The 24,106-nt window shown below is 50.0% G+C and carries 18 protein-coding genes; 7 read left to right on the forward strand and 11 right to left on the reverse strand.

Features of this window, described 5'->3' with window-relative positions:
• Nucleotides 1-332: 332 nt before the first annotated feature.
• The 6 genes from ACYSNS_RS00630 (at nucleotide 333) to ACYSNS_RS00655 (ending at nucleotide 7,431) form a co-directional block, all read left to right on the forward strand.
• Nucleotides 333-932, forward strand: a complete 600-nt coding sequence (locus tag ACYSNS_RS00630; RefSeq protein ID WP_461721200.1) for a hypothetical protein — start codon at nucleotides 333-335, stop codon at nucleotides 930-932.
• A gap of 160 nt (nucleotides 933-1,092) precedes the next feature.
• Entirely contained in the window at nucleotides 1,093-3,174 is a 2,082-nt protein-coding gene (locus tag ACYSNS_RS00635) for an AAA family ATPase (RefSeq protein WP_461721201.1), read from the forward strand.
• 57 nt (nucleotides 3,175-3,231) lie between these two features.
• Nucleotides 3,232-4,659, forward strand: a complete 1,428-nt coding sequence (locus tag ACYSNS_RS00640; protein WP_461721202.1) for an aldehyde dehydrogenase family protein — start codon at nucleotides 3,232-3,234, stop codon at nucleotides 4,657-4,659.
• A 92-nt stretch (nucleotides 4,660-4,751) separates the two neighbouring features.
• On the forward strand, nucleotides 4,752-5,753 hold the full coding sequence (locus ACYSNS_RS00645) for an RluA family pseudouridine synthase (RefSeq protein ID WP_461721203.1): 1,002 nt from the start codon (nucleotides 4,752-4,754) through the stop codon (nucleotides 5,751-5,753).
• A 171-nt stretch (nucleotides 5,754-5,924) separates the two neighbouring features.
• Nucleotides 5,925-6,827, forward strand: coding sequence for an RNA polymerase sigma factor RpoH (gene rpoH / locus ACYSNS_RS00650; protein WP_461721204.1), 903 nt, complete (start codon nucleotides 5,925-5,927; stop codon nucleotides 6,825-6,827).
• Between the two features lie 142 nt (nucleotides 6,828-6,969).
• Nucleotides 6,970-7,431 (forward strand): carboxylesterase family protein, encoded by a 462-nt coding sequence (locus ACYSNS_RS00655; protein WP_461721205.1) that lies wholly within the window; start codon nucleotides 6,970-6,972, stop codon nucleotides 7,429-7,431.
• A 115-nt stretch (nucleotides 7,432-7,546) separates the two neighbouring features.
• Here ACYSNS_RS00655 and ACYSNS_RS00660 read toward each other — a convergent pair whose 3' ends face one another.
• From ACYSNS_RS00660 to ACYSNS_RS00700, 9 genes are all read right to left on the reverse strand, one after another.
• Nucleotides 7,547-9,205, reverse strand: a complete 1,659-nt coding sequence (locus tag ACYSNS_RS00660; protein WP_461721206.1) for a hypothetical protein — start codon at nucleotides 9,203-9,205, stop codon at nucleotides 7,547-7,549.
• Between the two features lie 294 nt (nucleotides 9,206-9,499).
• The gene (locus ACYSNS_RS00665; protein ID WP_461721207.1) at nucleotides 9,500-10,789 is read right to left on the reverse strand and encodes an adenylosuccinate synthase; all 1,290 of its coding nucleotides are present in this window, start codon (nucleotides 10,787-10,789) and stop codon (nucleotides 9,500-9,502) included.
• Nucleotides 10,790-11,027: 238 nt separating this feature from the next.
• On the reverse strand, nucleotides 11,028-12,788 hold the full coding sequence (locus ACYSNS_RS00670) for a GMC family oxidoreductase (RefSeq protein WP_461721208.1): 1,761 nt from the start codon (nucleotides 12,786-12,788) through the stop codon (nucleotides 11,028-11,030).
• Nucleotides 12,789-12,792: 4 nt separating this feature from the next.
• On the reverse strand, nucleotides 12,793-13,539 hold the full coding sequence (locus ACYSNS_RS00675) for a gluconate 2-dehydrogenase subunit 3 family protein (protein WP_461721209.1): 747 nt from the start codon (nucleotides 13,537-13,539) through the stop codon (nucleotides 12,793-12,795).
• Nucleotides 13,540-13,560: 21 nt separating this feature from the next.
• Nucleotides 13,561-14,856: a c-type cytochrome gene (locus tag ACYSNS_RS00680; protein ID WP_461721210.1), complete on the reverse strand. Its 1,296-nt coding sequence runs from the start codon at nucleotides 14,854-14,856 to the stop codon at nucleotides 13,561-13,563.
• 613 nt (nucleotides 14,857-15,469) lie between these two features.
• Complete coding sequence (locus tag ACYSNS_RS00685) at nucleotides 15,470-15,970, reverse strand: GNAT family N-acetyltransferase (RefSeq protein WP_461721211.1); 501 nt, start codon at nucleotides 15,968-15,970, stop codon at nucleotides 15,470-15,472.
• Between the two features lie 3 nt (nucleotides 15,971-15,973).
• A complete protein-coding gene (serA, locus tag ACYSNS_RS00690; protein WP_461721212.1) occupies nucleotides 15,974-17,578 on the reverse strand; it encodes a phosphoglycerate dehydrogenase in 1,605 nt (534 codons plus the stop codon).
• A 64-nt stretch (nucleotides 17,579-17,642) separates the two neighbouring features.
• Nucleotides 17,643-18,806 (reverse strand): phosphoserine transaminase, encoded by a 1,164-nt coding sequence (locus tag ACYSNS_RS00695; RefSeq protein WP_461721213.1) that lies wholly within the window; start codon nucleotides 18,804-18,806, stop codon nucleotides 17,643-17,645.
• Nucleotides 18,807-18,914: 108 nt separating this feature from the next.
• Nucleotides 18,915-19,790 (reverse strand): NmrA family NAD(P)-binding protein, encoded by an 876-nt coding sequence (locus ACYSNS_RS00700; RefSeq protein WP_461721214.1) that lies wholly within the window; start codon nucleotides 19,788-19,790, stop codon nucleotides 18,915-18,917.
• 115 nt (nucleotides 19,791-19,905) lie between these two features.
• Between ACYSNS_RS00700 and ACYSNS_RS00705 the strand changes: the two genes are divergently transcribed.
• Complete coding sequence (locus ACYSNS_RS00705) at nucleotides 19,906-20,322, forward strand: hypothetical protein (RefSeq protein ID WP_461721215.1); 417 nt, start codon at nucleotides 19,906-19,908, stop codon at nucleotides 20,320-20,322.
• A gap of 77 nt (nucleotides 20,323-20,399) precedes the next feature.
• Here the strand turns inward: ACYSNS_RS00705 and ACYSNS_RS00710 are convergent, their stop codons facing one another.
• Nucleotides 20,400-20,681, reverse strand: a complete 282-nt coding sequence (locus tag ACYSNS_RS00710; protein ID WP_461721216.1) for a TFIIB-type zinc ribbon-containing protein — start codon at nucleotides 20,679-20,681, stop codon at nucleotides 20,400-20,402.
• Between the two features lie 182 nt (nucleotides 20,682-20,863).
• Nucleotides 20,864-23,863, reverse strand: coding sequence for an autotransporter outer membrane beta-barrel domain-containing protein (locus tag ACYSNS_RS00715; protein ID WP_461721871.1), 3,000 nt, complete (start codon nucleotides 23,861-23,863; stop codon nucleotides 20,864-20,866).
• Between the last annotated feature and the right edge of the window lie 243 nt (nucleotides 23,864-24,106).

Here is a 24,106-nt window from a genome sequence, read left to right on the forward strand (position 1 = left end):
GCTTGTACCGTAGACCTGAAAAACCGCAGTGACTGTGATTTTAAATAGGGCGAGAATGCGGCCCGTCAACATCAACGAAAACACATGACCGCAGATGAAATCCGCATCAATCTGCAGCTATCGTGTTATTTGCATGGCATGCTTTGGTCCGATTTTCCATGATGATTCGGCTTGAAACTTTGCCGCTTCTGCAACAACCTTACTGTTTGATTGCGGAATGAACGGGTGATTAAATTTACCACGCTATGCTATTGTGACTTTTTTCAACTTGCACGCAATGCCAATATGAAGGCGAGCTGTTCTGTTTGGTTAAATGAGGCTTCGTGTCCCTTATGGAAGAACTGATTTATCTTTTGCCGTTTGACCAATACGGTGTCGCGATTACCGTAGCGGCCATTATCATCACCATTGTGGTTCTGGCCATCGCATTACGGTTGCTCAAAGTGCCGCAGAAAATGATGGCCATCTTTATCTGCGGTTTGGCAATGATGGCTTTTTTCTTTTTCCAAACCGACGGTTCCCGTCGTATCGCGCCTTTTCAAGACCTTGTCCATAGACAGAAGCAGCTTGACCAGCAGCTTTTGGAAAAGCCACTGAAGCTTGACCATGCAAAGCTCGTACATGTGAAAGTCAGGGCACGCAGCCTTACACTTACCCTTGTACCCGACAGTGCCGATTTGTCGAACGATACAGCGCAAGACCTGCAGCATTATGCAACGACCTATATTGCGCAAAACGAAAACAGCTTTTGCAATATTTTACGGCTAGAACAAGCGCTGCCCTATCGCAAAAACGGACAAGAATTCATCAATATGGAATTTGATCATTTTCAACTCATTTTTCGGGCCGATGGGCAAACCGCCACGGTGGCAATACCGGTCGCATCATGTCTTGCGCAATCATCACTTGGTCACAATCAGCCCTTAAACTGAAGCGAAGTGCAACGCCCCATCAAAACAAAAAACGACGATATAATCGTAGCAGCAATCACCTTATTGTTCTTGGAAAGACAAATTAAAATGCCGGCGGATCTTTCCATCCCGTTTGCATAAGGCTATCAAAGCGACATTGAAACCATTTGATATGAATTATATGACCCGTACCCTTGCCCAAAAGGCTGCAGATTCTTCTAAGTCAACAATGGAACCCTGGGAAGACGCCTTCGAGCGTGAACTTCTCGCGGCGACATTTTTAAAAATACTCGCCGATATGCGCAAGAATGGCTATGCCAAAATCAATGAACAAGTTGTACGTTGGTATACGACAAACCGTGAAGCTTTAAGTTTGGCAATTCCAGCTCTTGATGAGCTGGGTGAACAGTTGTCGCAGAATATTCGGCCGGAAACTTTTGCGATAAAGCTGTCAATGGACGATGTAACCGACCGTCCGCAGAGAGCGGCCATATCGCCAACCCAGCAAAAACTGGATTGGATCAGGGCGACTTTAAAACTTTCAGCAGAAGAAGCCGAGCTGCTCAATACTGTCTATCGCTTCTCGCAATTTTTGTCATTTACCCAACTTCTGTCTGCCTTTGATGAAATAAATATCATCCGCGACGAGGTAAATCTCCGTTATCTCGCACCTGCGCTCGGCATGAAACGGCCGCGGGTGAAACGGCTTGTTGGCCGCCACACAACCTTGCAGCAGCTCGGATTGATCGAAGACCGTGCCGGTGAAGATTATGCCCCATCACGTATCATCATCAAACTTCTCGAACACGAAGATGATGGTACGCACAAATGGGAGGAAATTCTCCTTGGTTCCCATCCCAAATCAACGCTGACACTGGCTGATTTCGACCATATGGCCACGGTTCGTGATGATGTCGTCAACATCTTAAAAGGTGCTCTCGACAGCAAGGCCAAGGGTATCGGCATCCTTTTTTATGGTGCGCCGGGCACAGGAAAAACTGAATTTGCCACATTGCTTGCCGCTGCCTGTGAGGCGCGCGTTGTTTTTGTTGGCGAGAGTGACGAAGAGCAGGAAGAACCTAATCGTTATGAGCGGCTTGCCCATCTGTCATTGCTATCGGCTTTGGGTGAGCGTGCCGGCCGTGTTGTTGCGGTTGTTGACGAAGCTGACGATATTTTTGCCGGCGTCGACTCATCTGACCGTATGAATAGAACAGGGTCGAAAGTGTTTATGAACAGGCTGGTAGAAAGCAGTTCATTGCCGATCATCTGGATTACCAACAATACGGAGCAGTTTGGCGAAGCTATTTTGCGCCGCATGGTTCGCGCTGTTGAATTCAACAAACCGGACCGGCAGGTACGCCGCCGCATTATCGAGCGTCATGCCGATAAATACGGCCTTGGTTTGGACGATCAGGAAAAAGAGGCCTTGGCGCAATTGCCTGCCGCGCCTGCTATTCTGGCTTCTGCACTGCGGGCGTCATCATTGGGTGGTGGCAGTGGAAAGATCGCTTTGTCGACTGCACGCTCCATGCATCAGGCCCTGACAGGAAAACAACCGGCACCGGACCCTCATATGCCGGTGGCTTTCGATGCAAGCCTGTCTTCTGCGGACACCGACCTCAAAGCATTGGAAGAAAAAGTAGCCGCTATCGGCCCTAAAGCACTTTCCTTTCTGTTTGTCGGTTTGCCGGGGACCGGCAAATCTGCTTTTGCACGCCATTTGGCTGAACGGTTGGGTATGGATGTCATGCATCAACGTGCATCCGACCTATTGAATATGTATGTGGGTGAAAGTGAAAAGAACATTGCTCGCGCTTTCCAGAAAGCAGCCGAATCCAACCAGTTTCTGATTATTGATGAAGCGGATTCGCTACTCTATAACCGACAGGACGCCACCCGCAGCTGGGAGGTGACGCAGGTCAATGAAATGCTGACATGGATGGAAAGCCACCCGCTTCCCTTCGCCGCTACCACCAATTTTTCCGATCGACTGGATCCGGCTGTCTTTCGGCGGTTTTTGTTCAAGGTCAAGTTTGAAGCGATGACAAGCACTCAGATTGCCATGGCGTTTGAGCGCTATTTCGACAGGCCGGCACCGGAAGAGGTTTTGCGGCTTGATCCGTTAACGCCGGGCGATTTTTCCATCGTCGCACGAAAAATAGAGATACTCGGCCCCTCCACTACAGCAGAGATTGCCCATATGCTGGCCGATGAAGTGAAAGCCAAGCCAAACGCTACAAAACCTATCGGCTTTGTCTAAACGCCAACTTGCTCTATACTGTTTTCAACAAATACAACGCAATGGGAGCAAGTCACTATGATGAAACGTAAATTCTATATCGATGGCGCTTGGGTTGATCCGATCGAGGGCACCGATCTGGATGTGATTGATCCATCCACGGAAGAGGTTTGTGCCACCATCAGCAATGGCGGTGTCAAAGACGCGGACAAAGCTGTGGCGGCTGCCAAAAAAGCTTTCTTTGGTTGGAAAATGACGTCACCGCAAGAGCGCCTTTCTTTCGTGGAAAAACTGCTTGATATCTATAATAAACGGGCAGATGAAATGGCTAAAGCTATTTCTCTCGAGATGGGTGCGCCGATTGATATGGCGCTCAATGCACAGACTGGCGCAGGACGGCATCATATCGAGGTATTCATCAAGAGTTTCCGCGATTTTGTCTTTCAAAAACCACTGGTGAAAGGGCAGAATGAAAGCTGTTTGCAATATGAGCCTATAGGTGTTGTGGGACTGATTACACCGTGGAATTGGCCGATGAACCAGGTGACACTGAAAGTCATACCGGCACTGTTGGCTGGATGTACCATGGTGCTGAAACCATCGGAAATCGCACCGCTTTCCTCTATGCTTTTCGCAGAATATCTCGACGAAGCCGGTGTACCAGCCGGTGTATTCAACCTCGTCAATGGAGATGGCGCCGGTGTCGGTTCGCGCCTTTCCGGCCATCCTGATATCGAGATGATCAGCTTCACCGGCTCCACCCGTGCTGGCAAAGCCATATCCAAAAATGCCGCCGATACGCTTAAACGCGTTTGCCTGGAACTGGGGGGCAAAGGGGCCAATATCATTTTTGCTGATGCCGACAGTCAAGCTGTCGAGCGCGGTGTGCGTCATTGCTTTAACAATAGCGGCCAGAGCTGTAATGCGCCAACGCGGATGATGGTGGAGCGCTCGCTATATGAGCAAGCGGTGGAAACAGCAAAACATATTGCTGAAGATACGCTTGTAGCCTCTGCACACCAAACGGGAAAACATATCGGGCCGGTTGTGTCAAAGTTGCAATATGACAAGATCCAAGCCCTGATCCAATCGGGTATCGATGAGGGTGCCGTGCTGGTTGCCGGCGGAACAGGTTTGCCCGTGGGAATGAACCGCGGCTATTTTATCCGCCCTACAGTCTTTGCCAATGTCAAACCGGATATGCGGCTGTTTCGCGAAGAAGTTTTTGGGCCTGTCTTATCCATAATGCCCTTTGACAGCGAAGACGATGCAATCGCCATGGCAAATGATACTGAATATGGCCTGACAAACTATGTGCAATCACAAGATCGCGAAAAATGCCGTAGAGTGGCAACGCAACTGCGCTCGGGCATGGTGGAAGTCAACGGCAACAGTCTTCCGGCTGGCAGCTATTTCGGTGGCGTGAAATATTCTGGTCGGGCACGCGAAGGCGGTATATGGGGCATTGAAGAATTTCTCGATACCAAAGCCATATCACAATGGTAAGAAGCACATCGGCATCCGGCTGCTATGATTCGTATCGCGTCGGATGACTGATATAACAAGAACCACCCCGTAATGATGAATAGGACTATCCGTTGATACAACTGACAAGTAATGAAGACGCAGCCGGTCAACGCATCGATCAATGGCTTGCAAAACAGTGTCAGGACGAGTTTTCCCGTTCACGTTTACAGGCCCTTATTCGCGATGGTCAGGTGAAGGTAGATGGCGTTGTCGTGCGTGAACCAAAGACCAAGTTGCGCGGCGGTGAAAATCTCGAATTGATTGCTCCGCCGCCAGAAGCACCTGAACCGATGGGTGAAAATATTGCGCTGGATATCCTTTATGAAGACGATGATCTGATCGTTATCAATAAACCTGCCGGTCTTGTGGTGCATCCAGGAAATGGCAACTGGACAGGAACTCTCGTCAATGCACTTGTCTACCATTGTGGCGAAACACTTTCAGGCATAGGTGGTGTCAGACGACCTGGCATCGTCCATCGGCTCGACAAGGACACCAGCGGCGTTATGGTGGTCGCCAAGAATGATCGCGCCCATAAAGGCTTGAGTGAACAATTTGCCGATCACGGCAGAACCGGCGCTCTTGAGCGTTCCTATCACGCATTGGTCTGGGGCATGCCGGATCGCGGCTCTGGCAAGGTTGATGCTGCTTTGGGCCGTTCTCATCGCGACCGCACACGTCAGGCTGTTGTATCGCCATCGCGTGCGGATGCGCGCCACGCTGTTACCCATTTTTCATTGTTGGAAAAATACGGTGCAGCAAGTGATGGTACGGCCACGGCCAGCCTGCTTGAATGCCAACTTGAAACCGGCCGCACCCATCAAATCCGTGTGCATATGGCCCATATTGGCCATCCCTTGATTGGCGATATGGAATATGGCAGTGCTTTTAAAACAAAAGCCAACAAGCTGGATGATGAAACACGCAATGCCGTGCACGGATTTCCCCGGCAAGCGCTGCATGCAGCAAGTTTGACATTTGAACATCCTGCAACCGGTGAAATCATGCAATTTGCCTCACCTTTGCCTGCCGACATGGAAGCGCTCGTGAACATTTTTAGGCAGCTTAAGTGAAACTTTTTGCAATCTCGTTATTTACTGCCATGTCGCGATCGTTCACGTGATGTGATTTTTTTTAAAAAATCGTCATAATAGTGATGTAATTTCATGCAAGAGTTCTTATCTCAAAGAGCAATTTTGCGTATTCGCCTAAAATAGGGGATACGCGCAAGAGGAGGGTGCTTCATGGCCCGGGCAAGTCTACCATCTATTACCGCCGGTGATGGCGGTCTCACGCGCTATCTGGAAGAGATACGCCGTTTTCCTATGCTTGAGCCGCAGGAAGAATATATGTTGGCCAAGCGTTATCATGAACATAACGATCCGAAAGCCGCCCATAGGCTGGTAACCAGCCACTTGCGGCTGGTGGCAAAAATCGCCATGGGTTATCGTGGATATGGCTTGCCAATTGGCGAAGTCATATCCGAAGGCAATGTCGGCCTGATGCAAGCTGTCAAACGTTTCGAGCCCGAGCGCGGCTTTCGCTTGGCAACCTATGCGATGTGGTGGATCAAAGCGTCCATTCAGGAATACGTCTTGCGTTCGTGGAGCCTTGTTAAAATGGGCACTACGGCAAATCAGAAGCGGTTGTTTTTCAACCTGCGCAAGGTCAAAAGCAAAATCCAGGCACTGGATGACGGCGACTTGAAACCTGATCAGGTCAAGGAAATCGCTACCCGTCTGAATGTCAGTGAAGATGAAGTCATATCGATGAACCGGCGCCTGTCGGGCGATACGTCTTTGAATGCACCCATCCGTGCCAGCGAGGGTGAAGGCGGAGAATGGCAGGATTGGCTGGTTGATGATTCAAGCAGCCAGGAGCAAATCCTGATCGAACAGGATGAATTGGACAATCGCCGGTCGATGCTGGAACGTGCCATGGACGGATTGAATGATCGTGAAAAGCGTATTTTCAAAGCGCGCCGTCTTGCCGATGATCCGGTTACACTGGAGGAGCTTTCGAGCGAATTCGGCATCAGCCGTGAAAGAGTAAGACAGATTGAAGTGCGTGCGTTTGAAAAAGTGCAAGCCGCCGTCAAGGCATCCGCATTGGCGCAGAAACAGGCTTTGGTAACAACCTCAGCGTAAACTAACGTATGACCTTATGTGGACGGCATTGGTGGCTTCCACATAAGGTCCCCCCCATCCTGTCGCGGTATCTTGTAACTGCAGAATGAATGCTTCATTTGCTCAAAGTTACCAAGGAATTATACAGCAGGGAAATTGCCGTTTGTCTCCAAGCAGCGAAAAATATAAGCTTGCTGACTATGAAAATCCAAGTGCAGCATTTTCCGCAGCCATGACTGACAGCATGTTTGCGTGCACGGCACTGGCGTTGAACGATATACTGGCTGAAAAAATCCCTGTTTACGCCTATGAATTTAGCGACCGTACGGCGCCATCCTATTCTGGCTTCACAACCTTCCCATTGCTTGCAGCGCACACGCACGAGCTTGCCTATATCTTTCCAGGATTTCGTGGTGGAAGCAATGTCCAACCGGCATTAAACCCGTTGCAGGAAGAATTATCAAAGCAAATGGTCGACTATTTTACCAATGTCGCGGCTCTACCGCTGGAAAAGCATGAATGGTCGCGGTTTAACCAGAAAAAGACAAATATCATGACCTTTGCCCTACCGCGCGCCCAAATGGTCTCTGATCAATTTGCAAAAGTCCATCATTGCGCTTTTTGAGATCAAACGAGCACCTATTCGACGTCACGATAAGCATAAAAGCAATAACCAGATGAATTTCTCAAGTGGTTATTGCATATTAGGCGACCAACAGACTTTGCCCATCTTAAAGGTGTTAATGCGTGCCAGCAGGAGCTGCGGGAGCGGGTTGGCCGTTCTGCCCGGCATTGTTCTGATCATAAACCGTCGGCTTATCTTCCTGCTTCAACCATTGATCGATCACCTGACGGAAGATATCCTCTCCCGTCGGGCCTTTCGAGAAGGTCAGCTCTGAAATGCGCCCGTTTTTATCGGTGACAACAAGCCGCATCCATCCTAGTTGACGCATCAACTGAAGATTGCCATCAAGAAACGGCCTTGCACCGCTGAGTGCAAAGAGGAAAAAGTCATCATCAATCTTCGCCGCAACTGTTCCGGCAAGCGGTTGGCCGGTTGACTGTTCGCTGGCTTTAAAGGTCAGTTCGTGCACATTGTCGATAGCCTGCCCTTCAAAACCATCAGGTACGATGAAGATGAATTCAAGCAAATACGCAGCCGGCAGTGACGGATCAGTATTGCGGCGCAACGTCAACCGCAGTGACAACTTCTCGTCTGGTATCGTGACATTGCCGCGGACAGCCAATTCTTCAGGTCCGCCCGTTGTCGATGGCTCTTTCACCAAAGACCACTGCACACTGCCAGTTTCGATTTTTTCTGCCGCATTATCCGTGCGCGCCTGATAGAACACAGCCTCTCCGGGTTGGTCCACTGGGCCAGCAGCCGTGGCAGCGGCGGTTGAAGTGCCCTCGCCCGGTATTGCTGCGGCTTCTGCAGGGCCTGCATCGACTTCACTGCCATCGGCCAGAAGGCGCTGCGTCAGCTTTTCTGCTGACGGCTCCTTGTCGGCATCTGATCCGGCGACCGGAACATCGGTTGTTTCTTCGTGATTGCCCTTGGAAAGAAAACTCCAAGCCGTGAAAAGAACAACGGCCACCAACAGCACCAAAGCCGCAATGGAGCCTCCGACCACGATAGCGCGTTTTTTTGCAGCCTGACGTTCGCTCCGGCGCGCGGCTTGTACGAAAATATCCGAAACAATGTCGAAATCGCCGGTCTGTGGTTGTGCAGTGAATGCATTGGCCGAACGGGCTTCGCTTTCAGACTTTTGACGCGCATATTGCCTTTCAGCTGCGAGGATATCATCCATATTGACCGGTTCGGCCGCGGGAACAACGCTTGCAGCCTGAGGTCTTACTGCCGGTGAAATAGGCGTTTCAAAAGCCGGTTCCTGACGTGTCACAATCGTCTTTTGCGGTGCAACCGGCGGTTCTCGACGGAGCGGCTCAGTCGTTTCGACTGTAACTAATACTCTTTCGACCCTAGCCGTTACCGGATAGGCGAAGATAAGCGGTTCTGCAGCAGGAACATTCTGTTGTGCGCCCGCAGGAGACGGTTCCACTCGACTATCTTGTTCACGCGGTTCAACCCGCTCGATCGGTGCTGCATGGATTACTTTTTCTACCGGCGTCGAAACGTCTGTGACTTCTTCTTCCGCCGGTTCGATGATCATCGACAGCAATGCTTGTTCGACAGCCAGATATTCCGCCTCCACGGCTTTAACGGCATCATCGAGTGCTTTGCGCTGTGCATCGGCGACCGCTTCTGGAACATTGGTTTCAACAAGCTTACGCTCGACAGTTTCGCGTGCACGTGCATAAACCCGTTCGCGCAACTGCGGCGTTGGATTGGCTTGAGCATCAATCGTCTTTTTTAATAATCCTGCGAAATCCGCCATGCGTCTCTTCAGTCTCTCTCATACACCGGAGGGAAAACTGCAGTATCCTGACAGTCGATCCGCATCATCCCACCGCTTTTATTCCTAAAACATACATTCGGCGAAATTGAGCGCAAATGCATGATTGACTATATTTTCGAGTACCAATCTTCAACGGCAACAAAAAACATCGATATGTTTAGAACATTCCGATGAAAGTGGAAACACTTATATCATACTACAAGGTGTCCACCGTAACGGGGCAGCGTACCGGCTAACATTGAATGCACCGATACGCTTTCCCGTTATTGTCGATTAATCCTCGAACGGATCAGTAACGAGGATCGTGTCTTCCCGTTCCGGACTGGTGGATAATAATGCAACCGGCGCGCCAATGAGTTCTTCAATATGGCGAACATATTTAATCGCCTGCGCTGGAAGTTCTGCCCAGCTGCGGGCCCCGGCGGTGGTTTCCTTCCAGCCATCCAGCGTTTCGTAGATCGGTTTGACACGCGCTTGTGCGCCCATAGAGGCGGGCAGGTAATCAATCTTTTCGCCATCCAGCTCGTAACCGATGCAGACTTTGATTTCGTCCATACCGTCCAGCACATCGAGTTTTGTCAATGCTATTCCGTTAATGCCGCAAACAGCAATCATCTGGCGCGCCAATACCGCATCGAACCAGCCGCAACGGCGCTTGCGCCCTGTAACAACGCCGAATTCATGGCCGCGTGTGCCCAAAAACTCACCAACCTCATTCATCTGTTCAGTAGGGAAAGGCCCCTCACCGACGCGCGTCGTATAGGCTTTAGCAATCCCCAGAACATAGCTGATTGATCCCGGGCCCATACCCGAACCCGTCGCAGCCTGTCCGGCAATGGTGTTGGATGATGTTACATAAGGATAGGTGCCGAAATCATTATCCAGCAAAGCCCCTTGCGCCCCTTCAAACAGAATACGTTGACCGGCACGGCGACGCTCGTCGAGCAAACGCCATGTCCGATCCATAAATGGCAGGATCTGGTCCGCCACCTGCATCAATTCGTCATAGAGTGTTTGCGCATTGATCTCTGGCTCTCCCATTCCGCGCCTGAGCGCATTGTGATGCGTCAACAAGCGTTCAATCTTGGCCATAAGGGTGTCCGGTTCAGCCAGATCCATGACACGGATCGAACGACGACCGACTTTATCCTCATAGGCAGGGCCGATACCACGCTTGGTTGTGCCGATTTTAAGACCCGATGTCGCATTTTCGCGGGCCGCGTCAAGATCGCGGTGCAGAGACAGGATCAAAGGCGCATTTTCAGCAATACGCAAAATGTCGGGAGTGATATTCACACCCTGAGCCCGCAATTTCTTCAGCTCTTCAACAAAGTGATGCGGATCAACCACAACGCCGTTGCCGATAATCGAAAGTTTGCCGCGCACAAGGCCCGATGGCAGCAGCGATAATTTATAGCTTATTCCGTCGATGACCAGTGTATGGCCTGCATTATGGCCACCCTGATAACGCACGACAACATCGGCACGTTCTGACAACCAGTCGACAATCTTGCCTTTGCCTTCGTCACCCCATTGTGCGCCGACAACCACTACATTGGCCATAATTCTCTCCGTCGAGTTCAAAGGTCCGAAAACCTGCATCCTGAAACAAACGGTTTCTTATAACCAAGTCTGAGACCAAGTGCGACTCCTCTTTTCGGCTTTTCGATGAAAAGAGCTTTATGGTTCGCCACCATGAGGGCTCGGTCACAATTTTAGGAATGCTGCACCCCATACGCAAAGTCAGGCCAAAGGCCCGACTTTGTAGATCAGCGTCAAAGTCAGGCACGACAATCTTTGACTAGATTAATGGCCCGGGATTTTTAATATAGAGTCTGCGTATGGCATCGGCCGCCTTATAGGCGAGTGCACCCACTGTGCCCGTGGGGTTATAACCGGGATTTTGCGGAAATGCCGAAGCGCCGACAACAAACAGATTATAGACATCCCAACTTTGCAGATATTTATTTACGCTGCTATTTGCCGGATCGGCCCCCATGATGAACCCGCCAACCACGTGGGAAGACTGGTAAGGCACGGTATTCCAATGGCCCTTGGATGGACTTTCCACGATCTGCACCGGATTCATCGCCTTGGCGATTTCGGCAACTTTGCCAGTGCAGTAAAGCGCCATTTTGCGCTCATTATCGGTAAAATCATAGGTGACACGCAAAAGCGGCCGTCCATGTGGATCTTTATAGGTCGGATCAAGCGACAGATAATTGGCGGGCGACGAGTAGTTCGAGGCTTCGCAACCAATCGACATGGTGGACAGATAATTTTTCACCGTTGCCGCTTTCCATTGCGAACCCCATTTTGGCGTACCGGGAGGCACTGGACGTGATGCAATGGGTGCCGCGCCGATAGGTGTTACACGGATGCTGCCACCACCAAAAAATCCCAAGCCGGAATGGTCGAAATTATCGTTGTTGTAATCGTCAATACCCATACCGACCGCGCCGGCACCGATGAAGGAGTTGAATGTTTTATCGTCGAAAAACAATTGCACATTATTGGCAGTCTGATAGGCATAGTTGCGACCGGTATTGCCCGTTCTCGTTTCAGGGTCATAGGCTTTGCCCACACCTGAAAGCAGCATCAGACGCACATTTTCAAAGGTAAACGCTGCTATGACAACGATATCGGCAGGCTGCTCGTATTCATCCCCGTTTTCATCAACAAAAATCACGCCGGTAGCGCGCTTGCCCTCGCTATCAAGCACGACGCGTAAAACTTCCGAATTCACCCTTGCGGTAAAATTTTTCTTACGCATCAAAGACGGGATCACACAGGTAATCGCACTTGCTTTAGAGTAGTTGGCGCAGCCATAATTGGTACAAAAACCACAAAAAGTGCAAGGTGCCATGCTTACACCCAACGGGTTGGTATAGGCTTCAGACAAAAGCGATGACGGCACAGGAAAAGCGTTATAACCCATATCCTCGGCCGCTTTGGCAAAAAGTGTCGGCCCGTAGGGCTGATCCATCGGGCGCGTCGGATATTCGCTGGAGCGAGGGCCTTCAAACATATTCCCGCCTCGCACCTTCTGGCCGTTCAAATTGCCGGCTTTACCCGATGTCCCGGCCAGCTTTTCGAACTTGTCGTAAAAAGGCTCCATCTCGTCCCAGTCGGTTCCCCAATCCTGTAGTGACAGGAAATCCGGAATGGAATCAGCGCCATAACGCTCGGTCAGATGACTTTTCAGACGAAATTCTTCCGGCTGGAAACGAAATGTAATACCGGCCCAGTGATTGCCTGCACCGCCAATTCCGTTACCGGGATGAAAAGACCCCCATATGCGCATGGGAAGCGCGGTTTCGGAACTGTTATTGCGTATTGTGATGCCGCTCTGGCGTGGCGCAACCATCAACTCTTCACGGGCATTGTAACGCAATTCATCGGCTACAGTGGTAATATTGAAATCGCGGGCGGTATCGCGCCATGGACCGCGCTCCAACCCTACAACGTTGAGACCTTCTTCTGCCAATTCATGGGCAATGATGGCACCAGCCCAGCCCAATCCGACAACGACAGCATCCACATGGGGTAATTTACGTGCCATGGTTTCAACCTTTCTCGCTCTGGTTTAGGAATCCGGCAATACTGACCGGCTCGATATCCAGCTTCTGATTATGTTTATTGATAAAGGCACGGTAGTCGTAGCGTGCTCCGGGAAAGCCCAACATCTTCCAACTGACCATATTTTTATTACCGCCATAAATGGGATCGGCAAAAAAGCCTTCCATGGTGTTCTGCAAAACAATATCAAAGAACATTTTTGAGCTTATTGCGTCGAAAGCAATTGCCCCCGTCTCCATACCGCTTAAAATTGCGTCCTGTTGTGTACCATCAAGCGCAGCGAATGACTTTCCATACTGCGCTTGGCAATATTGCTCCAATGCTTTCAAACCCCTTCTATAGCGCTCGCGCGGCACCAACGGCGATTGATCGCCCTGTGTGGCTGTGCCTTGCTGGAAAGGCCCCTGCATGTAATATTTTTCAAATGTGCCGTATTTTCCCGCCAATTGGCGATCGATAAATTCCACGCAACCAGCTTCCTTGCCGCCCATGCTCAGGGCATCGGCCGGTATCAGCCGATCTGCTATTGCCCCAAGCGCAGCCACCTCTTCGGGTTGTAGGAAATACCACTTCCCGCCCGGAAACACCTCCGGCATGCTGATGTCACCCGGTGCCCATACCGGTACACCGGTGACAACACGTGCAAAGCTTGGGGCGGATGATGTGAATGCCAGAAAAGCTGCACCCGCCATCAGGAAATGTCGCCGGGAAAACCTTGTCGATTTATTTTCCATGATAAATTCCTTTACTGACCGTCAGTCGTTACGCGTATCTTGCGATACACTCTGGCTGTCCTTACGCTGTTCAGCGACCGTACCGGCCGACACAATCTCGGCCCGATTGTTCCAACTGTTGCGGATATAAGTGAGCACCGAGGCAATCTCGTCATCCGACAAAGTATGACGGAAGCTTGGCATAGCGGGCGCCGTCGGCTTGGCATCGGTTGCAACGGCACGTGTTCCATCCAGCACAGCTGTAACAAGGTTGATGACATCGGGACTTCTTACCGCCGAGCTTGCGGCAAATGAAGGCGCAATACCGTTTGTGCCTTCGCCGTTCACACCATGACAAGCACTGCAATGGGCGCTGAATATTTTCTCGCCTTCCTGCATCTTGGCGTCATTTTCTGCGATTGGTTTGGCAGGTGCCTTACGATCAGAACCGGTTCGTGATTGCAGATAGGTGACCATCGCCGCCAGATCCTCGCGGTTAAGGTGCTGAAGTGACTCTTCAATCGCTTCTGCCATAGGCCCAGAAGCAAAAGCATGCTTGCTGCTGCCGGTTTTTAAATACTCAACGACATCGTTTTTATCCCAGCCGCCAATGCCACTATATTGGTTTGCGGTGAGTTCGGGTGCATACCAGCCTTGCAATACCGCGCCTTGATAGGCTTTGTCGGCTTTATCCGCACCCAATATATTCTTCGGCGTATGACACATGCCACAATGGGCAAACCCTTGCACCAGATAGGCGCCACGGTTCCATTCATCTGTTTGTCCGGGATCTGGTTTGAAGCCATCCTTATGCAGGAACAAAGTATTCCATCCTGTCACCAGTAACCGGATATTGAAGGGAAACGCCAATTCGTTGACGGGTGCAGCTTTTTTAACCGGCGGCAATGTATCGAGGTAGGCTTTGATAGCCAGAACGTCTTCATCACTGGCCTTGGCAAAATTTGGATAAGGCATTGCCGGATAGAGAAATTTTCCACCTTTTGAACGGCCATGTTTGACAGCATTGATAAAATCCTGATCCGTCCAACCACCGATTCCTGTTTCTTTATCAGGGGTGATATTGCCCGCCGTGATCTTGCCAAAGGGTGTTACCAATGGCTCGCCGCCGGAAAACGGTTCGCTGCCTTTTTTGCTATGACATGCGACACAATCAGCCGCTGTTGCAAGATAGGCACCTCGCTCAACCTTGCTCTGCCCGACATCGCCCGCCGATTTTGGGGCTATCCCATCACGTCCGCTGCCGAAATTTGCATAGCCGACAACCCCAAGTCCAACGACGATAATAAGCCCGATGGCAATCAGGATTTTTCGTTTCATCTGGTTTAAGCTCCCATATCGAATTTCAGTTAGACGAATAGCCGGAACGCAACTAATCCACTAATTTAGAATTGATATAGAGTATTCAATTTCCACGGCAACTGACGATAATGTGAGAGACAGGCTGGAATTGTTTCAAACTCTGGAAAACCTGTGAAAATGCAATCTACACATTGTTTTGAAGAGAAAAAACACGCAACGGGTAATGCTCGGGCGGTAGTGCGATATGGAAGTCGCTAGAGCGGTTCCCGATTGATGTGAATCATCAATCGGATAAGATATCGTGGTAAATCAAAAACATGAGACGCGCCGGTCTGATGCGATCAGGTCGACAAGCGCTCTAAATCATGCCGCCATGCCGGGGCGTCAACGCGTTGCCAGATAAATGGCGATGGAAACAGAAATGGCAACGCACGACAGTAAAACTGCAAAGCGGATGAAATTCCATTTCACTGCGGTCGCCCCTATTGAAACGTTGTTGCCGAAATGCTCGCAGGCCGCTTGACAGCGTGTTCACTACCCGCTGTCATTTGGCGAAGATACTATACCAACCTGTATAAAAGCCAAAACAAGCAACCCGTTTGCTGCCTTGGGGTGTAGCGGTGCCCATAGCCTAATCGATAGAGCGTGTCATGTAACAGGCATCTTCGCTGTAGGTGAGCAATTTTTGTTTCAACTTGGCATCGACTTGCCAAGGCTTGAAACCATGCTTTTCCCAAAAAGGTGGCGAGCCGTTTACCGCGACCAGCGAAAGCGTGGACAATCCCATTTTCAAAGCACATTGTAAAATAAGTGCAACGGCCTTGCCGCCAGCCCCACCTGAACGTGCATCGGGCGCAATGGCAATATCGTGCAAATAAAGCGTATCGCTACTATCGGGCAAAACGCCTAGCATGGAGTCGAGCGCTGGCACCTCTCCCAGTCTAAACGGGTGGGCCAAAAGATAGCCCCCGACACGACCTTCCGTTTCCCAAACAAAACACGTATCGGGTGAAACCGTCTGCTTTTCCGCCAGAACATCGCGTTCTTCGGGAAAGTCAGGATGACACAATTCAGCGATCCGGCAGATATCTGCCAGATCGCTTGGTTGCATTTTCCGCCATAAGCCGGTCATGAATTAACCGGCAATCGCATCAAATTCGAGCGGCTGTGTCCGCTTGATGCCCTTAATCTGGTTCAGTTCTTCCAACACAGCAGCCGGAATTGTTGCATCGAGATAAAGAAGCGCAATAGCATCGCCACCCGGTTCATTCCGTCCCAAGGCGAAATTGGCAATATTGACGCTGTGATTGCCACAGATTGAACCAATCGTACCAATAATCCCCGGCGTGTCGCTGTTGGTAATGTAAAGCATATGCTGGCCGACCTCGGCATCCAGATTGATACCCTTGATCTGAATGAAGCGCGGTTTGCCATCCACAAAGCACGTACCGGCAATCGAACGTGTACGCTTGGATGTTTTGACCGTAAGCTTGATGTATCCATCAAAAATACCCGATTTGTCGCGCTTGACCTCCGACAGGATAATGCCACGCTCTTTCACCATGATCGGTGCAGAAACCATGTTGACGTCAGCCATTTGTGGACGAATAAGCCCGGCCAACGCAGCACTGATCAGTGCACGCGTGTTCATTTCGGCGGTCGCACCGTCGAAAATAATCTCGACTTCCTGAATGTCTTCTTCTGTCGATTGGCCAACAAAAGCGCCAAGCACTTCTGCCAATTTGACAAAGGGCTTCAACCGTGGAGCTTCCTCAGCGGTAATGGAAGGCATATTGATGGCGTTGCTGACAGCACCATTGACCAGATAATCAGCCATTTGCTCTGCCACCTGCAGTGCAACATTCTCCTGCGCTTCAGATGTCGATGCCCCCAGATGTGGCGTGCAAACAACGTTATCCAAAGCGAATAGCGGATTGTCAGCAGCCGGTGGCTCTGTTTCGAACACGTCGATACCCGCACCTGCAACCTTGCCAGACTTCAGGGCTTCCACCAGATCTTTTTCAACAATCAGGCCGCCGCGTGCACAATTGATAATGCGGACACCATCTTTCATTTTGGCAATGGCGGCTGCATCAATAATATTGCGTGTTTTATCGGTCAGCGGCGTATGGAGCGTAATGAAATCCGCACGTTTGAACAAATCATCCAGATCAACTTTTTCAACACCCAATTCTTCGGCACGTGCTTCCGAAAGGAAAGGATCAAAGGCGATGACTTTCATCTTCAGGCCGACACCGCGGGTAGCGACAATCGAGCCAATATTACCACAACCAATCACGCCAAGAGTTTTTCCGGTGATTTCAACACCCATAAAGCGGTTTTTTTCCCATTTTCCAGCTTTGGTGGATGCATCGGCCAAAGGCAGTTCACGCGCTACAGCAAACATCATGGCAATTGCATGTTCGGCAGTGGTGATGGAATTGCCGAAAGGTGTATTCATCACGATGATACCGCGACGCGATGCTGCCGGAATATCAACATTGTCAACACCAATACCAGCGCGCCCGACAACCTTCAAATTGGTCGCGGCAGCGATCAGTTTTTCAGTGACCTTGGTTGCAGATCGAATGGCCAAACCATCATACTGGCCGATCACCTCAGCCAATTTTTCTTTGTCTTTGCCCAAGTCGGGCAGATAGTCCACGTCAACGCCGCGGTCTTTAAAAATCTGTACAGCTGTTGGCGATAATTTATCAGATACAAGTACACGAGGTGCCATCACGGCCTCCATAAATCAATCAAATAGGGAAAAAGGCGGCTGACCGATGCAGCCGCCAAAGAAATCAGAGCGCGGCTTTTTCTGCCTGAAATGCCCATTCAAGCCATTGCGTCAAGGCTTCAAGGTCGGATGCCTCAACCGTGGCACCAGCCCAAATACGCAAGCCCGATGGCGCATCACGATAAGCGCCAATATCATAGGCCACACCGGCTTTATCCAAACGGCTAACAATGGCTTTTGCAAAAGCGGCCTGTTTTTCACCATCAAGCGCCAAAACCGCTGGGTCGACAATCGTCAAACACACCGATGTGTTTGAACGTGTTGCCGGCACTTTGGCCAAATTGTCAATCCACGCAGTTTTTTGCACGAAAGCATCAAGCACTGCAAAATTGGCATCGGCCCGTTTCATCAAGGCATCAAGGCCGCCGAGCGACTGCGCCCATTTCAAAGCATCCAGGTAATCTTCAACACACAGCATTGAAGGCGTATTGATGGTTTCGCCTTTGAAAATACCTTCAATCAGTTTTCCGCCTTTGGTCATGCGGAAGATTTTTGGCAATGGCCAAGCCGGTGCATAGTTTTCCAGACGCTCTACGGCACGAGGCCCGAGAATAAGAATACCGTGCGCACCCTCACCACCCAAAACTTTTTGCCAAGAGAAGGTCACAACATCAAGCTTCGAGAAATCGAGATTTTGCGCAAATGCAGCCGAAGTTGCATCGCAAATTGTCAGACCCTTGCGGTCTGCCGGAATGAAATCAGCATTTGGTACACGCACACCAGAGGTCGTGCCATTCCATGTGAAAACAACATCACGGTCAAAATCAACCTTGGTCAAATCAGGCAACTCACCGTAGGGCGCATCCAACTTGCGCACATCAGCGAGCTTCAACTGCTTGACAACATCGGTGACCCATCCGGCACCGAAGCTTTCCCAAGAAAGCATATCCACACCGCGCTCGCCAAGCAGCGACCACAATGCCATTTCTACAGCACCGGTATCCGATGCAGGCACAATGCCGATACGATAATCGGCTGGAACTTTTAGGATTTCGCGGGTCAGGTCTATTGCTTCGGCGAGTTTTGCCTTACCGATCTTTGCACGATGCGAACGCCCAAGCGGTGCATCGATAAGTGCTTCAACCGTCCAGCCCGGACGCTTGGCACAGGGACCCGAAGAAAAATTAGGATTATTCGGGCGGATGCCCGGTTCATTAAGTGTCGTCATGATATTCTACCCTTTCAGATAGCTCGCCTCTCGTTGGGAAGAGGTGGCCCACTAACCGCATTACGCGAAACATCGGCAGAACACAAGTAAAAAGAAAAAAGCGCACATTTATTTTATAGCTTTCGATGTCTGGCAAAGCTTATCAATATAGTTTTCAAGACTTACCGTGCCGGTACGATAAACCTTGGGTAACTCAATACCACCGTTTCTATTCATGAGTGCCATTGCAGTAAACGAGCGCGCTGATGCAATACCAAAGCCCAACCGGCGGTAATACTCTTCTATGGCCTCAGCCTCTATGAGATGCAAACCGACAGCAACGCCGATGGCACGACCAAACGCCGCTGCGACGTCTCTTACATCATAACGTTCACGCCCTTCGATGTAGCGGATATCGCTTTGATCCGTGTCTTCCAATAACAGTTCTGCAGCATAGGCTGCCACATCGAACGGTGCCACCATGGGCATTGTTAAGCTAGAAGGATAGACCGAGGTGATGACGTTATCCATCCGCGCTTCGTGCAGGCTGGACTGCCAATTGCTCATATAAAAAGCGGCACGCAGAACGGTGGTGCGTTCACAGCATTCGCATACTTGTTGCTCCAACTCATAAAGATTGCCAAGATCGCCGATCCCTTCGCCTTTTTGTGCTCCATAGGTTGACTGGACGACGATTTTTTCAAAATCCGTCTTGCGTAACGCTTTTCCGATAGACGCAATGGTGGCCCGTTCCTCATCATCGCTGTCTCCCATCGGGTTTCCGGGCGGGTTCAACACGTAAAGTCGTTTGCCGCGACAAAACACTTCGTGAAGGGCGCGATGGTCGCGTATATCCACAGCAGCGATTGCGGCACCACCAAGCTGCATTGTTTCTGCCCGTTCGACAGAACGCGTCACCACCGTGACGGGATACTTGTCGGCACGAAGCCTAGAAACCAGATGACGCCCGATATGCCCCGTACCGCCCATAATGATAAACATCATTTTCTCCTATTGTGTCAGCATCAAACTGTTATACTGACCGTAACTGACAGTTTGTGTCAGCATGGAAATATCCATGTGATGCTCGCTCGAATACGACATTGAAGGAAAACAAAAAATGCACCGGATGATCTTGATCGGTTTTGGTCTGCTTCTTCTGGTCGGCTGCCAATCGGCCCCCAAACTCATATCGCCGGATAATATAGCCGAGTTTTATACCCGACCATCGGCGCTGCCCGGCATACCAGACGATGTTATGAAGCGCGCTGCCTACACAACCAAACGCCGAGGATATGCGTATTTCACCATTGCAGAGGTTTCTACGCCCAGGCAAAATTCCCGCCGTCCGCGGATAGGGTTCGACTACGGGCGTTCACCCTATGGTTTTTCCGATCCGGGCGACATGTCGTCTGGTGGCTTATCAATTGATACGGGTGGGGTAACCAACCGCAGCCATTGGGTCGTCACCATGTTGCACACACCGGACGGGCGTACAGCAACGATATATACGGTCGCCTCGATTGTCGGAAACTAAAAAGGGGAAGATAAACTTCCCCTTGCACTCTTCTGATGGTGACTAGGGTCAGGTCCTGATTGACCCCAACGGCTTGCTTAATCACCAAATTCGAAAATCTCGCTCAAGAATGACTTTTTGCGCGTTTTCTTGGAAGCGTAACTGCTGTCATCATCATGGTCGCGATAGCGCTCGTGAGTGCTTTGAGCCGGCCGCGCTTCGCGGTTATCTCGCTGGCTGAATTCACTCCCTGCCCTATCGAGGATTTTATCAAGCTCGCCCCGGTCTAACCAAACCCCACGGCATTTCGGACAGTAATCAATCTCTACGCCGCTGCGTTCGCTGATCACCAGCGTGTCTCCATCAATAGGACATTGCATAATATCTCTCCTGTTTGCTCTAACACAGCTTATTTGCGTACGAACGGCTGAAATAATAAGAGGTGCAAACAAAAAAACAGTTTCGATATTCATCCTTGCGGATCAGAACCGTAGCATTATAAAGCCGGAACGTCTTTATTGCAGGGTGCGATGAAGCCAATTTGACAACGATTATGAGTGGTCTACCACTTGATTTTAAACCCTGCCGTACCGCTTAAAGCATAGCTGTCGCCGAAATCTTTGATAGATGTCTTGCCTTCAAGCTCGCCATATAAGGAATAAACGTCATCCTTCCAATTGTAGCTGACACCCGTTCCTAAACCACTCCAAATCCTATCTGAACGATTACGGAAGTTGACATCGGCCACATCGACTTCCGTTCCATTGAGAAACTGATAGCTCAGGTTTCCTATTCCGTAAGTCTTTAAGCGGCGCATATCGCCCGCTTCAGACTTCCATGTTTTTTCTTTATTGAAAGCAATACCAACACGCCCTCTCAGCTCGTCACCACCCTCACGTTTGACACGGACATCGTAACTGTCATGAAAACTATCAAAGTCAACCGAGCTATAGGATAGCTGCGCCTGAGGGGTCATTGTCCATTCTCCGTTGAGAACAATTTTGCGCCCCGTCTCAACACTCAAAGAATAACCGGTGCCATCATTTCCGTTGATCAATTTATCCCGTGATAGCCAACTGGACCTTATGTCGCTGTCATACCACATGGCCTGCGCAACACTGTCGATATAAAAACCATTTTCGCCGTACCAAGTTAATGTACCACCTAGACCATATCCATCAGTTTTGATATTGCCCCTACCGAAACGCGACCAGATATCACCTTTCGCATGACCGTATTGAAAATAGGTTCCGGCAATGAGGCGCCCGTCTTCGTTTTCAAAAGCAACAAAGTCAACGCCGAATAGCGTTTTCACCGTGTCAAAATTATAATCGGCCTCGGTGGCACTACGCGCTGCGTTGACATGCCCCGTTGCGCCTTCCACTTTCATCCAAAATCCACGCTCTTGGCCTGTAACTTCTTTTGCCTCCCCCACGAGCCATGTACGATTTCCGACACGCTGCTCTAAAGTACCAAGCCGATTCAACTGCTGTAATATCTGCGGATAGACTTCATACAATGGAACCGCAGGCGAATAGACTGGTGCAGGTTCACCAGTACCAGGTTCTGTCGGATCTGGTTCGACAGGTTTAGGGGTATCGTCGTAAAGTGAACGAAGATACCAATTGCCATCTGATGAATCTACGATACCATTATGATATAAAGAATATGCGTAGGCTCCTCCGACAATTGCTTTCCGACCTTTATATTTATAATCGCTGGCAAGGCTGAAAGCTGTTTCAGGCGATTGGCCCAAGACTTCAATGACCTTGATACCATCGCCAATCGTGATAGCACCAAGACCACCGCGGTTCGTGACTTCTAACAATGAATGCCCTGTGACATCACCATTAATCTTCAGCAAGTCAGTTTGCGAAGTGCTATCCCCCAGCACTGTCGAGATTGAAACCGTTCCTTCTTGTCCTTGATAATTGCCATCTACAAAAAAAACATTGCCGACACCATTCAAAGACAGCCGACCAGCATTCATCGTGTTGCCGACATGTCCGTGTCCTTCTACTGTGCCATCTGTGGTGATATTTAAAGCAGCGTTAGAAAGATTGCCGTTAATTTGTAGAAAACCACCTGATGCTAAAAGTGTGCCGTAAAAATCACCTTGGTCGGCGTTCAATATTGTACGGCCTGCGATGTTTTCGATTATACCAGAACCGATTATGCCGGTGCCCGATCCTTGAATATTGTTTTGACCGCCGTTGATTTCCTTGTCGAAAACGAAATCTGCCGAAGTATGATTTAATACCAAACGTGAATCGCCGTCACCTAAATTGATCGTTCTCACCTTAAGCGAACCAACGTCATCAGCGGCTTGACCGCTTTGCGCACCAATAGCAAGAGTTCCCTGCGAAACGGGGTTTTGCGCAAGGTAGATTGTTTCGCTTTCTAAACGACCATTTTGAGATAGCGTCAAGGTTGCTGTGCCAAGTGAACCAATTGTCAACTGATCGGTATTGACCCATTTCGCACCGCTGCCATTAATCGATACACTGCCTGTACTACCGGCATTCTCACCAATCACGCCATTTGCACTTGTAACACTCCCCTGCGCCTCAATTTGCATTTCTGCTGAACCGCTCCGACCGATGCGCAAACCATTTGCAACACTTACAGCACCATTATCAATGCGCACAATGGCAAATGAGCCAGCAGAATCGGCCAGATTAAGGTTTGCGGTACCCTCGAAACGCCCGCCTTCTGCTATACTCAGTGTACCCTTACCTGCTACGGCAATTGTAGCATCTCCGGTATTGGTCCAGCTCGCGTTCGAGCCGACAATATTTATTGTTCCGTCACCTTTCGCAAAACGGGCAATTCTCGCACCAACGCTGGTTACCGTGCCACCTTCTCCGATATTTAACGTTCCAACCGTGTTATGACCTACAGCCAGTTCACCACCAATGCTCCAAACACCCCCATTATCAACATCGACCGTCCCTTTCCCCGAATTTCCGACGATGGCAAACCGGCCCTGTTGCAACAAGCCATTATCGGTAATGTGTACATAACCAGTACCGACATTTCCTATGGTTAATGTTTCTGCCACATTGTATGATGAGCCACGACCCGTAATGATGAGCCGCCCACTAGACGCCGCCTCAACGGGATCAGTAAGGTCTGCATGCCCATAGGCTAAATACAAATGGGTTGAAGTAACACTCCCGCCATTTTGAATTTCCAGCGTTCCATTTCCACCATTGCCAACGTTTAAAATATAGTTATTCTGCCAAACAGAACCTGCACCCGAGACAATCACGATCCCATTTGATCCGGCGATTTCACCAACTGTCGCATCATAGTTTTCAACCTTGCTGCGATTGTCGACGATCATCGTTCCAGCGCTGTTATAACCCACTCCTAAATTGCCACTTGCCGCTGACCCCGGTATAGTCACAATCCAGGTACCGGATTTATCCGATGCAACGTTAACCGTCATGCCATCATCAATTTTTTCAGCAACAGATACAGGAGGTTTTGCCGCAGCAGATGCATTACTGGCTATCAGACTAAGAGTGAACGCACTCACTAATTGCTTTACCAAATCCATCACGAGTCATCACTTTCTATATCGTCGTTTTGGAAGAACCGGCCAAACTTGCCAGATTAATTCCACGCTTATAGTCAGAGGCACTCACAAGGCATGGATCGGATTTTTTAACGAAACAGTCCAATGAACAATCAACCCTATATCTGCCCAGCAGTGGCGAGAGTCACTTAGCGCATGAGTATTCAAACTCACTCGAAGCATCTACTAACCTCTACGCTTTACAAGGATTTACGTACGATTTTG

The organism is Bartonella sp. LJL80, from assembly GCF_054871565.1.

What these genes read in the sequence shown, in the direction of transcription:
- ACYSNS_RS00685 (WP_461721211.1), bottom strand. Translation starts at nt 15,970, where the DNA reads ATGACCGGCTTATGGCGGAAAATGCAACCAAGCGATCTGGCAGATATC.
- ACYSNS_RS00670 (WP_461721208.1), bottom strand. Translation starts at nt 12,788, where the DNA reads ATGGCACGTAAATTACCCCATGTGGATGCTGTCGTTGTCGGATTGGGC.
- ACYSNS_RS00675 (WP_461721209.1), bottom strand. Translation starts at nt 13,539, where the DNA reads ATGGAAAATAAATCGACAAGGTTTTCCCGGCGACATTTCCTGATGGCG.
- ACYSNS_RS00700 (WP_461721214.1), bottom strand. Translation starts at nt 19,790, where the DNA reads ATGATGTTTATCATTATGGGCGGTACGGGGCATATCGGGCGTCATCTG.
- ACYSNS_RS00630 (WP_461721200.1), top strand. Translation starts at nt 333, where the DNA reads ATGGAAGAACTGATTTATCTTTTGCCGTTTGACCAATACGGTGTCGCG.
- ACYSNS_RS00635 (WP_461721201.1), top strand. Translation starts at nt 1,093, where the DNA reads ATGACCCGTACCCTTGCCCAAAAGGCTGCAGATTCTTCTAAGTCAACA.
- ACYSNS_RS00640 (WP_461721202.1), top strand. Translation starts at nt 3,232, where the DNA reads ATGATGAAACGTAAATTCTATATCGATGGCGCTTGGGTTGATCCGATC.
- ACYSNS_RS00715 (WP_461721871.1), bottom strand. Translation starts at nt 23,863, where the DNA reads ATGGATTTGGTAAAGCAATTAGTGAGTGCGTTCACTCTTAGTCTGATA.
- ACYSNS_RS00710 (WP_461721216.1), bottom strand. Translation starts at nt 20,681, where the DNA reads ATGCAATGTCCTATTGATGGAGACACGCTGGTGATCAGCGAACGCAGC.
- ACYSNS_RS00665 (WP_461721207.1), bottom strand. Translation starts at nt 10,789, where the DNA reads ATGGCCAATGTAGTGGTTGTCGGCGCACAATGGGGTGACGAAGGCAAA.
- serA (WP_461721212.1), bottom strand. Translation starts at nt 17,578, where the DNA reads ATGGCACCTCGTGTACTTGTATCTGATAAATTATCGCCAACAGCTGTA.
- ACYSNS_RS00705 (WP_461721215.1), top strand. Translation starts at nt 19,906, where the DNA reads ATGCACCGGATGATCTTGATCGGTTTTGGTCTGCTTCTTCTGGTCGGC.
- ACYSNS_RS00680 (WP_461721210.1), bottom strand. Translation starts at nt 14,856, where the DNA reads ATGAAACGAAAAATCCTGATTGCCATCGGGCTTATTATCGTCGTTGGA.
- ACYSNS_RS00695 (WP_461721213.1), bottom strand. Translation starts at nt 18,806, where the DNA reads ATGACGACACTTAATGAACCGGGCATCCGCCCGAATAATCCTAATTTT.
- rpoH (WP_461721204.1), top strand. Translation starts at nt 5,925, where the DNA reads ATGGCCCGGGCAAGTCTACCATCTATTACCGCCGGTGATGGCGGTCTC.
- ACYSNS_RS00660 (WP_461721206.1), bottom strand. Translation starts at nt 9,205, where the DNA reads ATGGCGGATTTCGCAGGATTATTAAAAAAGACGATTGATGCTCAAGCC.